This is a genomic window from Paenibacillus filicis (assembly GCF_038070315.1).
GTDB lineage: Bacteria > Bacillota > Bacilli > Paenibacillales > NBRC-103111 > Paenibacillus_G > Paenibacillus_G filicis.
Window position 1 is genome coordinate 23,410 of sequence record NZ_JBBPCC010000018.1, and the last position, 12,523, is coordinate 35,932.

A 12,523-nucleotide genomic window follows, 5' to 3' on the forward strand; every position below is an offset into this window, starting at 1 on the left:
CTCACGGCAAATAACCTTAAGAGGTAATGAACGTCGCTAGCAAACGTCACACTTACCTTTAGCACATTAACGTGTGCCAATCCGATTCTCCCTACTAGCCGCGGCAGAAAGCACCGTACTTTTCAGGAAAACAGCTCCGAGGTGAGCTCGTAGACAAGGGATTGTGGCATTGGTTTCAGCAACTCCGAATGCTCTCTGAACACAAGGGCCCTTAACACTTCGTCCTCTTCATAGCCGTTAACTGGTGTTATGCTTTTTTGTATTATATGACGAATCGGAACGCACGTCAAGGGAAATCGAATCCCCCGTATGATGCATGTGTCAGCTCCAATCCAACCGGGTAAAGCTTACATACATCCGGAAGGACGAGGAACACTAACATGCCGCGGCCATGCAGGCTTTACCGTCATGGAGAAGAATCTCAGGGTCCGAGGAACTTCTCCGGTGATGAATCTGCTGCTGCGTCCTATCCGGAGTCTGTCCCCCTGGACTCATCTTTATTCCCACCCCATGACGAAGGAGTGTGCCGCAGATGTACAAATGGCTATGGGTTCTGATAAGCGTTCCCCTTGTCCTGGCAGGGCCGTCAGCCGTCTCCCCTGATGCCGTTACGCTTCTGGCAGAAGAAGCCAGCCACACAGTATCCGGCAAGATGCCGGGTAAGGTATGGATGGCGGGAGCCTCTGCTCTTGCCAGCGACGCTGAAGGCGCTGATGCCAGGCCCGCGCAAGCATCGGACAAGCCGCTGCTCACTTTCTCTGTCTTGAGCGATATCCATGTCGGAGCGAAGGACACGGTTTCCCAGCGCAAGCTGTCGGCGGCACTGGCAGATCTGCATGACGTAAACCCGGAAGCCGATGCCCTCGTGATCAACGGGGACCTGACCAATGGAACCCCTGCCGATTATAGCAAGCTGAGGTCACTGCTGAAGCAGGCCGCACTGCCGGAGAAGGTCCGGTTCACCATCGGCAATCATGAATTTTATAAAGCCTGGCTGGATGACAAGGGAGCCTACAGCAAGACAGGCTTCCCCCACAACGAAACGGATTCCGCATCCATCAGCCGGTTCCTTCAATTTACAGGAGAAAAGCGCGTCTACAATGCGGACACCATCGGGGAGCACCGGTTTATTTTCCTCGGCTCGGAGCAGTACAGGCAGTCCGACCCGGACAATGAGGAGGATGCCTACTTGTCAGCGGATCAATTGGCTTGGCTCAAAAAAGAGCTCAGCCAAGCGTCATCAAGCCGTAAAGCTGCGTCCAAGCCTATCTTCGTCTTCCTTCACCAGCCGCTGCCCTACACGGTCGCCGGCAGCCAGTACTATGTGAATACCCGGGCTGTGATTCAGCACAAAGAATTGAAGACGATACTATCGGCATACCCGCAGGTCATCTTGTTCACCGCCCATACCCATTGGGAGCTGAAGCTGCCTCATACACTCGTACGCGACAGATTTACGATGGTGAACTCGTCCTCAGTGGGCGAACCGTTGACCGATCTTGGGCCCGAGGGAGAGAAGCCCGTCAGCGCCGATGCCAGCGAAGGCCTCTATGTGGAGGTTTACCGGGACCGGGTGGAGATCAAGGGCCGTGATTTCTACCACAGGCAGTGGATTCCCGAGGCTCAGTTCGCAGTCCCGATAGGAAGCAAGCATTAACTCATGCCATGAAGAATCTGCTTCAGCAAGCCAGCCTGCCAAGGACGCAAAAAAGCCCAGCCTGTCCACATGGAGCGGAATAAGCTGGGCTTTGAACTAGACGCCGACTAGGCGTTTACTTTTTGCTTAGCTGTGCTTGCCAGGGAGTTGAACGCGTTGATATCGTTGACCGCGAGGTCAGCCAGGATCTTACGGTTCACTTCTACGCCTGCAAGTTTCAGGCCGTGCATCAGCTTGCTGTAAGACAAGCCGTTTTGACGTGCAGCCGCGTTGATACGGACGATCCACAGTTTGCGGAAGTCACGTTTCTTTTGACGGCGGTCACGGTATGCATAGAGCAGGGATTTCATAACCTGTTCTTTTGCTGTTTTAAATAATCTATGTTTCGAGCCGAAGTAACCTTTAGCAAGCTTCAAAATTTTCTTACGACGACGAGTGCGGATAAAACCGCCCTTAACTCTTGCCATGACAATCTACCTCCAGGAATATGTTGTATGGATACCGAAACGGTTCGGCTGGATTAGCCTTTGATGTTAGCCAGTTGTTGCTTCAGACGATTGACATCGCCAGCAGCCATAACCGGGTTTGTAGCGAGCACACGCTTTTGACGGCCGGATTTTCCGGACAGCAGATGGTTCTTGTAAGCTTTGTAGCGTTTTACTTTGCCCGTACCTGTAATTTTGAAACGGTCTTTCAAGCTGCTGTGTGTTTTCATTTTTGGCATTGGGGTGTTCCTCCTTAAAGAGTGAAGTTATTGCTGTTGTTTGGGAGCCAGGATCATGATCATGCTCCGGCCTTCCAGCTTCGGTCTGCGCTCGATGACGCACAGCTCTTCCACTTCAGCTGCCATACGCTCCAACTGACGCTGACCGATCGAGGCATGTGCGATCTCACGGCCGCGGAAGCGGACGGACAACTTCACTTTATCGCCTTCGTTCAGGAACTTCGTCACATTGCGCAGCTTCGTTTGGAAGTCATGCTCGTCGATCGTGGCGCTCAAGCGGATTTCTTTAAGCTCGACGATCTTCTGGTTCTTGCGGGCTTCCTTTTCTTTCTTTTGCGATTCGTAGCGGAATTTACCGTAGTCCATGACGCGGCATACCGGCGGTTTCGCCGTTGGAGCAACGTTTACCAAGTCCAAGTTCAGATCCTGCGCAATTTGCATCGCTTCACGGATCGGTTTGATACCTAGCTGCTCTCCATCTGCCCCGATCAAACGAACTTCCTTCACCCGAATCTCATCATTAATCATGTGCTCTGTACTGATAACCTGCCACCTCCAAAGGTATGGCGCCCCCTGTACGGGGACATGCCGTTATTATTAAGGTGGACCGGCAGCGAATGCTATTACCTAAGCTTCCCGATCCACAAAAAAAGACGTAGGCGCTGGCGCCCACGTCGGTTTAGGTTCAAGTGATCGAATGAACTGATGTGATCTTCAGCCTGGCTGAGGACATTCAGCATTCCGGTGTTTCACTCTCATTCATAACCAGCCAACCTCAGTCGGGCAGGTGAGAAGCGGGCGCTTCTTCTTTTGCACCAAAATAATATAGCACAGGTGCAAATGTAAAGTCAATATGATATTGAGAAAATCGGACTAACCGGCCTGTTTGCTCTGCACTTCCTCCAGACGGATGACACGGGTGTGCTCCGTATGGCTCCACTGCTTGTTGTTCTGGGTGAAGAAGGCATAGAACGTAATCGGCCACCAGGACAGCATGTAGATCGGGAATGTGATCAGATACTTGTAGGTTTTAAGCGGCGCTTTCTCCAGCACGAGCGCTACGATAAATTGACCGTAAGACAAGACGGAGTAAGCGGCGAAGAGAAACGGCGCCATCTCGAACAGGGACGGAAAGTTCTCCACGTTCGGGATGATCAGGTTGATCCACAAGACGACCGTGATGATCGACGACACGAAGACGTTGTACACGTTCAGCGCGTAGATAGCCGTATCGATCTTGGTCCAGCTGCGGTCGCGGATACCCGCCCATAGCAGCGGGAAGAAATATCGGCGGCAGACGTCGAAGTGCCCTTGCATCCAGCGCAGACGTTGGCGGGCCGAAGCCTTGAACGTGAGCGGCTTCTCGTCGTACACCTTAGCCTCGTAGTTGAACGTAGGGCTCACTCCGCGCGCTACGCAGCGCATCGTGAACTCCAGGTCCTCGACCAAGCTCGTCGCTCCCCACCCCATGTCCTTGAGCAGCTTCGTGTCGAAGCACATCCCTGTACCGCCCAGGTAGTTGGCTAGTCCCAGATTCGTGCGGGGCAGCTGCCACAGGCGGTTGCAGTACCAGTAAGTAACCGCGTAAGCGGAGGTAATCCAGGAATCGTGCGGGTTCTTCGTATCCAGATAAGCCTGAATTACCTGAGAGCCGTTGCACAGATCGTTGTTCATATGGTGCAGGTAATCCGGGTTCACCAGATTGTCTGCATCCAGCATCACGATCGCGTCGTACTGACGCGGCATGCTCCACAGTTCCTTCAGCATCCATTCGATTGCGTAGCCCTTTCCGCGAAGCTTGGGATTACTGCGCTCGCAAGCTGTTGCGCCCATATCGCGAACGATTTGGGCCGTGCGGTCGGTGCAATTATCGCAAATGACGAATACATCGTAAAGTTCTTTCGGATAGTCAAGCGTTCTGAGGTTCTCGATAAGCGCCCCGACGACCTGCTCTTCATTGTGCGCAGCGATCAATACAGCAAATGATTTTTGCGGTGCATGGGTCACTTTGTTCTTGCGTCGGTACCATCCGAAAAACGTCAGGATCAACTGATAGCCTCCGGTTACGGCCAGCAAGATCTGGAGACCAAGCAGGATACTGTCCAACATGAAACATCCCCCTTTTTTTGTATGTACCCCTTTTGTCTGTGTTACTTCTCTTGCGTGCTTCCAAACGGATTCGATGGTGTGAATTGGATTACGTGGGTTGCCGAATATGATTTTCCTCTCTTTGCCCCGATTTGTCAAAACCTCAATGCCGCTTGTTTGAGTCAGTTCTTTGTCATTTCGGGTTAAAAGATCGGCAATTCCCGGCAGGTTCTTCGTCATCCATCTTTTTACGTCTTATTTTCATCGTTTTTCAAACTTTTTATAAGCTCGATATGGAAAATATTTTCTCCATGCTCACCGTTTGAGAAACGAGCGCTATTTGACAACGGCTGCTTTCCCTTGCCCGATGCCGGAAGAGCTTCCGGCCGCCTCCTGGTAACTGGCGTATAACCGCGAGAAAATGGCGTCCCAAGACTGCCTCAGACTGTAGCTATGCGCTTGCCCGGCCAGCTCGCCTGCCAGCCCGCGATCCGAGAAAATCCGACAAACCGCTCGGGCAAAATCGGCGGTGTCGCCCGGCACACACAATAGGCCGGTCTTCCCATGCTCGATACTATCGGCTACCCCTCCGGCTGCCGCTCCGATGACCGGCGTCCCCGAGGCCATCGCTTCGAGCACGACATTGCCGAACGTCTCCGTCGCCGACGGAAATAGAAAGACATCCGCGGCCGCGTACAGCTCACGAAGCGCCTCTCCCTGCTCGAAACCGGTAAATGTAATGTCAGCCTCACCTCCATACCGCTCTGTCAGCGGCTTATACAACGGGCCGTCGCCTGCAACGATCAGATGAGAACAGGCCCGGATCGAAGCCGGCAGCGAGTCGAATGTACCCATCAGTACATCGATGCTTTTTTCCGGCGCAAGTCGGCCCACGTATAATATGACGAATTTATCGGGGGAAATGTTGCGAGATGCCAGCGTTTCATCCCTTCCCCCCCTTGGATGGAAGCTCGCAGTCTCTACCCCCCGGGGCCAAATCTCGAGCGGAGCGAGCCCTTTTTCCTCCAGATGACGCCTGCATGATTCGGACGGTACATAAATTTTTCGGCAATCCTGATGGAACCATTGCATATATTTCCACAATACAGGTTCCATCCATTGGAGCTTATAAAAGGCGAGATAATGATCGAAATGAGTGTGGTAGGAAGCTACCACCGGAATACGGTGGCGCTTGGCGTAGCTCAAGCCCATAAGCCCTAAATTGAATGGTGTCGCCAGATGAATAAGATCCGGCTGGAAGGCCCGGAGCGTCTTGCGGAGATGGACAGGGCCGGGCAGCGCCATACGGCACTCGGGGTAGAGCAAGAACGGGATGCTGTAGAACCGCTCCACCCTGCGGCGGTCCTCGTCGCCCCCGGTCCCGCCGTCCGGTGCAAACACCTTGCATACTGCGCCTCTGGACTCCAGATCGTTCACTAAGCGGCCAAGCGTCTTGGCCACTCCGTTGACATCCGGCACATACGTGTCTGTAAACAGAGCTACTCTCATGAATAACCTCCTCCGGGTTTGGTGAATCACTTGCCCGATAAATGAAGTCAACATCCAAGAATTGCCGGCATCGAACCAAGAGAATTCACGCGAGGCGGACAGGCTTGACAAGTTAAGGAAGGGTTAGGTGAAATGAAGGGTTCATGAGCTGACAGAGCGTCTAATATAGATAAGGATGCAAGCGCGGAGAAACTTTGGCCAGCCGAGCTTCGTAATAAGAAGCATAACGGCAGATGCTTTCCCTGACATCTTAGCCGGGAACTGTTAGCGCAGAGTCAATTCCGTATTAAATTTTTCTGTGGTTTTCGTTGATACTCCATTAACAATTAGCCGCTACAATAAATACGAGAGTTCATCTTAGAACAGCCTATCCTAACGCGAGGAGGCGCTACCCTTGGGCCGTGTCGTCACTTGGTTGCAGCAGCATGAAAATCGGATGTTTTGTTTCGTCAACCAGCGTATTCAACATAGCGTACTGGACCGGTTTTTCGGTCTTATCACGCATCTCGGAGGCGCCACCGCCACGATCTTTACCGCATTAAGTCTAGCCCTGCTCGCCGGCGGGGAGTGGAGAACGGCAGGCATTCAATCCTGCGTAGCACTGGCAGTCAGCCACGTGCCCGTCGCTATTATTAAGAAGAAATACCCGCGTCTCCGTCCTTATCTGGTGCTGCCGGACACCTTTACGTACAAAAATCCGTTAACGGATCATTCGTTTCCTTCCGGTCATACCACAGCCATCTTCTCTGCACTCGTCCCTCTGATGTACGTATCCTCCTGGGCGCTGGGCCTTTTGCTGCCGCTTGCCATACTGGTAGGGATATCCCGTATTTATCTGGGTCTGCACTACCCGTCCGATTGTCTGGCCGGCTGCCTGATCGGCACTGTGGCAGCCGCTGCAGCCGTCACCTTCATCGGGTAAGACATCCGCAGTCCTGACAAGTCCGTCATTTCCAAGCAAGATGGAGGGAACCTTATGCGTAAAAAAAGGATCTTGCTTCTATCCGAAGGCTTTGGCGCCGGACATACTCAAGCCGCGCACGCGCTAGCCGAAAGTCTGCGCAAGCTATCGCCCCACATTCAGACGCGTGTGCTGGAGCTGGGGCGGTTTCTGCATCCTACGCTGGCGCCGCTCGTGTTCACCGCTTACCGCAAGACCGTTTCTTCCCAGCCGAGGCTATACGGTCTGGTGTATCGGTCCCAGTACAAGAAGTCCCAGAACCGCGTCACCCAGCTCGCGCTGCACCGGATCTTTTATGCGCAGACCGCGCTCGTCATCCGTCAGCTTCGGCCCGATCTGATCGTCTGCACGCATCCGTTCCCCAGTGCCGTCGTATCCCGGCTGAAGCGAATTGGTCTTAACGTACCGTTGTGTACGGTCATTACGGATTACGACGCCCACGGAGCCTGGGTCAGCCGGGAGGTCAACGCCTACTTGGTCTCTACGCCAGATGTAGGGGAGAAGCTGATGAGCCGGGGCGTCACCGCTGCCAATGTCAAGGTGACAGGTATTCCCGTCCACCCCAACTTCTGGGAGCCTCACAACCGTGAGGAGCTGCGCGCCCGCTTCGGTCTGCAGGCGATGCCCACCGTGCTGGTTATGGGCGGAGGCTGGGGACTGCTGAAGGAAAGCTCCTTCCTCGAACGTCTGGTGCGCTGGAGGGATAAGCTGCAACTGATCATTTGTCTGGGCAGTAACGAGAAGGGTCGGGCAGCCTTACTGGCAGATGCAAGATTCCGTCACCCGAACGTGCGCCTGCTCGGATTCACCAAAGAAATTGACAAGTGGATGGATGTGTCGGATCTGCTGATTACGAAGCCGGGAGGGATGACCTGCACAGAGGCGCTGGCCAAGGGCATCCCGATGCTGTTCTATGCGGCGATCCCCGGACAGGAGGAAGAAAATCTTCAGTACTTCGAGCAGCAGGGCTTGGGAGAGGCCATCCGTTCTCCGGAAACGGTAGACCGTTCATTCACAAGGCTGGTCGAACGCTACCCTCAAACTCACGGGACCCGTGAGCTTCTGGGCGACGCAGCCAGCAAATATGACCCGGCCACTTGCTCCAGAGCGATCCTCGAGGTACTGAGCGGGTCTGTTAAGGACTGGCATGTCAAAACCGGCAGCGAGCTGACCGAAGAGCCCTTAGTACCCAGTGACTAATTCTGGTGATTCCGAATCATCATCGAAACGAAAAGCACCGCAAGCTTCTCAGGACAATGCCCTGCGCTTGCGGTGCTATTTATTAGGAATAGATTTAGAATTATTCCGGTTGCTCAGACTCCTCCGCAGCAGCTGCTTCATCTACACCGGCTAACCGCTCGATATGTGCCTGAAGCGCCTTCGGCCCGATCAATGCCTCCAGCCTGTGAATCGGCATGCCCTGCTGGGAGAATTTCGTCTCGTATTCCGTCATGACCAGATCGGTCCGCGGTCCATCCGCATGCAGGTCCAGCGAAATCTGGCGCAGCCGGATGCCGAGATCGGCGAAGGAGTTGAGAGAGAATTCGAATAAGCTCCGCGAATCGGTCTTGAAATGGATTTCTCCCCACTCATTCAGAACCTGCTCGTACTTGCGGATAAATGCCGGGTGCGTCAGCCTGCGGCGCGCATGCTTCTTCTTCGGCCATGGATCACTGAAGTTCAAGTAAATCCGGTTCAGCTCTCCTTGCTCGAAAATATCCTCCAGGTCTTCAATGTTAAACCGGACCAGTCGAAGATTCGACAGATCGCCGCCATGAACCTCGCGGGAATCTCTCGCTTTCTCACTGCCGCGGCGGATCAATTCATCGTACATGTCGATGCCTATGTAATTCGTCTCCGGGTTCAGGGCGCTCAGCTCGCTGATAAATTTCCCTTTGCCCATGCCAAGCTCGACATGAATCGGACGGTCATTGCCGAATGCTTCGCGCCACCGTCCCTTGTTCGCTTGCGGCTCCAGTACGACCAGCTCCGGCTGGGCCTCCAGTGCCTCTTTAATTCCCTTACGTCCTCTTAAACGCATGCTGCTTCCTCCAACCGCTTAATTGCCCCAAAGCCCCCCTCATGTCATGAGCGGACGGGCATTTTTTCTTGTGTCGATTATACTCCGAAACTCCGGCAAAAGAAAAGACCGGCCCTGATGTCTTTTCACAGACGTCAGAGCCGGCGTCTCCATGTCCTAGATATGCAGAAGCTCGTAGTCCACCGGCCTGGAGGTATGAAACAAGGCAGCCTCAAGCGAATTCCGGATTTTCTTTCTTGCATCAGCGGCAACTTGCGGCTGGTTGTGGAAGACTGCCCCCACCCCCAAAGCCATCGCCTCCTCCACCGTCAATTGAACAGAGATACGGCGGTTGTTATCATGCAGTTCATGATTCATGCCTGTTCACCTCGGCCCGCTCTCAAGGAGCCCTTATTTGCGGAAGTCGCCTTCTTCACGGTTGCGTCCGCGCATGCCTGCCAGTCCGATCAAGCCGAGCAGACCAAGCCATCCCCAGTCAAAGCTGCGTCCGTTTGCCGCGGCTTCGTTCGTCCGATAAGAATAAGTACTGTAATTGCCCCCATAGCCATAGCCGGTACGGTCGCCCGTATTGGTATAGGTATTCATCCGGTCCAGCAGGTTGTCGTTATAACCGGTTCCTGTCGTTGTACCGGTTCCTGTCGTTGTACCGGTTCCTGTCGTTGTACCGGTTCCTGTACCGGTAAGCGTAGTTCCGCTCGGCGATGTCGGGGAGGTGCCATAGTTGGTAGCCCCCGTCACGCCAGTACCGGTGACAGCAGGTGTCCCCGTGGTGCCGTCCGTACCCGTTACGGTGCCCGGAACGGTTCCTGTCGTGTTGCCGTACGTACCGGTTCCCGTCGTGTTGCCGTACGTTCCTGTTCCATACTGGCCGGATCCGGTCGTTCCCGTTGTCCCCATGGCGCTTTCGGCCATAGCCTGTCCGCCGAAGCCTACGGTTGCCGTCAGAGCGAGTGCAAGCACTGTTTTACCGAACTTATTCATGTTGTAAGAGAGCTCCCTTCGCCAATCAAGTTTGGTTTGTCTCGGCCTTGCTCCTATAGCATAGACGTGCCGCAAAATTCTTATGCCAGCGGCCAGGAGGAGGTTATTCCTATGGAAATGGTTCGCTTTTCTCCCTACTTTTTTGGTAAACTAAAGCTTAGGAACCTTCGGCTTCAAGCTAGCATTTTGAACGTTAAGGAGTACAGCTTATGCAGGTCAGCGACATAACCAAGCCGCAGCTCTGGGGAGACAAGCGGTTTCATACATGGAATTTCGAGATGCGTGAGCAATTCGGCACGAAAGTATTCAAGGTCACGCTGGACGCAGGGTTCACATGCCCCAACCGGGACGGAAGCCTCGCTGCCGGCGGATGCACCTTCTGCAGCGCACGGGGTTCAGGAGACTTTGCCGGAAGCCGGCGCGACGATCTGGTGACGCAGTTCAACAAGATCCGCGACCGGCAGCATCTCAAGTGGCCGGAAGCGCAATATGTCGGTTATTTCCAGGCCTACACAAATACGTATGCGCCGGTCGAAGAGCTTCGTGAATATTATGAAGCGATTCTTCAGCAGCCCGGCGTCGTCGGCCTGTCGATTGCCACCCGGCCTGACTGCCTGCCCGACGATGTCATCGATTATTTGGCTGAGCTCAATGAGCGTACTTACCTCTGGATCGAGATGGGGCTGCAAACCGTGCATGAATCCACCTCAACCCTGATCAACCGCGCTCATGATACGACATGCTACACCGACGCGGTCTCCAAGCTTCGAGCTCGTGGTATTCGTGTCTGTGCCCATATCATCTACGGGCTGCCGCAAGAGACTCACGAGATGATGCTGGAGACCGGCCGCGCCGTATCCCGCATGGACGTACAGGGCATTAAGATCCATCTGCTGCATCTGATGCGCAAGACGCCGATGGTGAAGCAGTACGAAGCCGGTCTGCTGCGTTTTCTGGAGCAGGACGAATACGTTAGCCTTGTCGTGGATACGCTGGAGCTGCTCCCGCCCGAAATGATCGTTCACCGGCTGACAGGCGATGCGCCGCGGGACCTGCTGATCGGCCCTATGTGGAGCCTGAGGAAATGGGAGGTCCTGAACGCCTTCGACAAGGAGCTTCAGCGCCGCGGTACTTGGCAGGGCAAGCTCTGGGAAGGCTCCTCCACACGCTAAAAACCAGGAACAACAAGCAGGACGGTTCCCCCTCGGAGGGGAAAGGAGGACGTGCTATGAACATCAACATCACACGCCGTTCAGCTGCGTTAACCGGGATTCTCTTGGCCTCGCTGCTCGGCATGGCCGCCTGTACGGATAAGCCGCCCTCGACGCCGGAGGCACCTGGCTCGCCAGCGGGAGCTGACGCACAATCAGGCGTCTCGGCCCCGCCCGGAAATATCCCGCCTGCGCAGGAAGCACCGGTCGGGGCTTTCATGCACACCCCAGCTGTGACAGGAAGCCCTGCGGCAGCCGAGAACGGCATGGGTGGAACCGCAGACACTGGCGCTGCGAAGCCGGATGCAGGCCGTACACCCCCGGCAGGAGCCGCGGCAAAGCCCAAGGCCGGCCAGGCACCGGCGTCGAAGCCTCCTGAGGCGCCTGCCTCCGGGCAGGTGCAGCCGCCCAAGACGGAGAAGCCGCAAGCACCCGATCAGCCCACTGCGCCGGGTACGAACACATCGCCTGCGGGAGCAACGGCCGGCAAGCTGGTGGAACCGCCTAAGGCGACGTCTGAAGACGAGCCCGCTCCTCCTGTGAAGCCAGCGGAGAAGCCTGCGGCCCCTAAGGGAGCGACAGCGCCCATGCAAGCCGATAGCAGCCCTCCGGCCGCTTCGGATGCCAAACCGGGTAAATAAGGATTCGAATATAGAGAGGACGTCATCAAGATGGGATTTGTGTCCATACTGGGCTTCGCCCATCAGCTTATCGAAGCGCGATTGAAGCCTGGAGAAGCTGCGATCGACGCTACGGCAGGCAACGGCATAGATACGGTCTTCCTCGCCAAGCAGGTCGGGGCAGATGGGCAAGTCTACGCCTTCGATATCCAGGAAAGCGCGCTGGAGAGTACGGCTGAGCGCTGCAGGCGCGAGGTCCCCGGCTACGGGATCGAGCTGCTTCACCGCAGCCATGCAGAGCTCGCTGAGGCCGTACCGGCCAAGTGGCATGGACAGATCGGAGCCGTCACCTTCAATCTCGGCTATCTGCCGGGGCATGATCACGCGACGATCACGCTCCCCGCTTCTACACTTGGAGCGCTAGAAGCCGCCGCGCGGCTGCTGCGTCCAGGCGGTATCATTACGATCGTCGTCTACTCCGGTCACCCGGGCGGCGAGCTGGAGGCCGACGCCGTAGAAGCGTGGGCGGCAGGTCTGCCGCAGCAAGCCTACCAGGCCATGACCTACCGGTTCATGAACCAGCGTAATCATCCTCCCTATGTGATCGCTGTCGAGAAGCGCTGATCCCTAAGCTATGAAGGAACCCCCTCGCCATAGTTCTGATGAGGGGAGTCCCTTCATGGTCTTTTGTGCTATGGCCTAAATCAGCAGCAATTTGGTATAATTTCGTA

Annotated in this window: 14 protein-coding genes; 6 read left to right on the forward strand and 8 right to left on the reverse strand. The window is 55.2% G+C overall.

Translation table 11 applies throughout. From position 1 onward, the window contains the following. Positions 1-532 precede the first annotated feature (532 nt). A complete protein-coding gene (locus WMW72_RS24080) occupies positions 533-1,657 on the forward strand; it encodes a metallophosphoesterase family protein (protein WP_341418128.1) in 1,125 nt (374 codons plus the stop codon). Between the two features lie 107 nt (positions 1,658-1,764). Here WMW72_RS24080 and rplT read toward each other — a convergent pair whose 3' ends face one another. The 5 genes from rplT to WMW72_RS24105 form a co-directional block, all read right to left on the reverse strand. Next, positions 1,765-2,124: a 50S ribosomal protein L20 gene (gene rplT, locus WMW72_RS24085; protein ID WP_341418129.1), complete on the reverse strand. Its 360-nt coding sequence runs from the start codon at positions 2,122-2,124 to the stop codon at positions 1,765-1,767. Between the two features lie 53 nt (positions 2,125-2,177). Next, complete coding sequence (gene rpmI / locus WMW72_RS24090; protein WP_341418130.1) at positions 2,178-2,381, reverse strand: 50S ribosomal protein L35; 204 nt, start codon at positions 2,379-2,381, stop codon at positions 2,178-2,180. Between the two features lie 27 nt (positions 2,382-2,408). Beyond that, the gene (infC, locus tag WMW72_RS24095) at positions 2,409-2,909 is read right to left on the reverse strand and encodes a translation initiation factor IF-3 (protein ID WP_341418131.1); all 501 of its coding nucleotides are present in this window, start codon (positions 2,907-2,909) and stop codon (positions 2,409-2,411) included. 345 nt (positions 2,910-3,254) lie between these two features. Continuing rightward, positions 3,255-4,490: a glycosyltransferase family 2 protein gene (locus WMW72_RS24100; RefSeq protein ID WP_341418132.1), complete on the reverse strand. Its 1,236-nt coding sequence runs from the start codon at positions 4,488-4,490 to the stop codon at positions 3,255-3,257. A gap of 315 nt (positions 4,491-4,805) precedes the next feature. Beyond that, complete coding sequence (locus tag WMW72_RS24105; protein ID WP_341418133.1) at positions 4,806-5,978, reverse strand: glycosyltransferase family 4 protein; 1,173 nt, start codon at positions 5,976-5,978, stop codon at positions 4,806-4,808. A 394-nt stretch (positions 5,979-6,372) separates the two neighbouring features. Between WMW72_RS24105 and WMW72_RS24110 the strand changes: the two genes are divergently transcribed. Together WMW72_RS24110 and WMW72_RS24115 are read left to right on the forward strand one after the other, a co-directional pair. Continuing rightward, positions 6,373-6,900 (forward strand): phosphatase PAP2 family protein, encoded by a 528-nt coding sequence (locus WMW72_RS24110; protein ID WP_341418134.1) that lies wholly within the window; start codon positions 6,373-6,375, stop codon positions 6,898-6,900. Positions 6,901-6,954: 54 nt separating this feature from the next. Beyond that, complete coding sequence (locus WMW72_RS24115) at positions 6,955-8,139, forward strand: MGDG synthase family glycosyltransferase (RefSeq protein WP_341418135.1); 1,185 nt, start codon at positions 6,955-6,957, stop codon at positions 8,137-8,139. A 100-nt stretch (positions 8,140-8,239) separates the two neighbouring features. On the opposite strand, the gene trmB is transcribed toward WMW72_RS24115, so the two are convergent. The 3 genes from trmB to WMW72_RS24130 form a co-directional block, all read right to left on the reverse strand. Next, positions 8,240-8,980 (reverse strand): tRNA (guanosine(46)-N7)-methyltransferase TrmB, encoded by a 741-nt coding sequence (gene trmB / locus WMW72_RS24120; RefSeq protein WP_341418136.1) that lies wholly within the window; start codon positions 8,978-8,980, stop codon positions 8,240-8,242. Positions 8,981-9,136: 156 nt separating this feature from the next. Beyond that, the gene (locus WMW72_RS24125) at positions 9,137-9,337 is read right to left on the reverse strand and encodes a hypothetical protein (protein WP_341418137.1); all 201 of its coding nucleotides are present in this window, start codon (positions 9,335-9,337) and stop codon (positions 9,137-9,139) included. Between the two features lie 33 nt (positions 9,338-9,370). Next, the gene (locus tag WMW72_RS24130) at positions 9,371-9,961 is read right to left on the reverse strand and encodes a WGxxGxxG-CTERM domain-containing protein (RefSeq protein ID WP_341418138.1); all 591 of its coding nucleotides are present in this window, start codon (positions 9,959-9,961) and stop codon (positions 9,371-9,373) included. Between the two features lie 209 nt (positions 9,962-10,170). Here WMW72_RS24130 and mnmL point away from each other — a divergent pair, with 209 nt between their 5' ends. Genes mnmL through mnmM form a run of 3 tightly spaced genes read left to right on the forward strand, consistent with a single transcriptional unit; the run spans position 10,171 to position 12,416 of the window. Continuing rightward, positions 10,171-11,133 carry a tRNA modification radical SAM protein MnmL/YtqA gene (mnmL, locus tag WMW72_RS24135; protein WP_341418139.1) on the forward strand — a complete coding sequence of 321 codons (963 nt, stop codon included), beginning with the start codon at positions 10,171-10,173 and terminating at the stop codon, positions 11,131-11,133. Positions 11,134-11,189: 56 nt separating this feature from the next. After that, positions 11,190-11,813, forward strand: a complete 624-nt coding sequence (locus tag WMW72_RS24140) for a hypothetical protein (RefSeq protein ID WP_341418140.1) — start codon at positions 11,190-11,192, stop codon at positions 11,811-11,813. Positions 11,814-11,843: 30 nt separating this feature from the next. Beyond that, entirely contained in the window at positions 11,844-12,416 is a 573-nt protein-coding gene (mnmM, locus tag WMW72_RS24145; protein WP_341418141.1) for a tRNA 5-(aminomethyl)-2-thiouridylate-methyltransferase MnmM, read from the forward strand. Positions 12,417-12,523 lie beyond the last annotated feature (107 nt).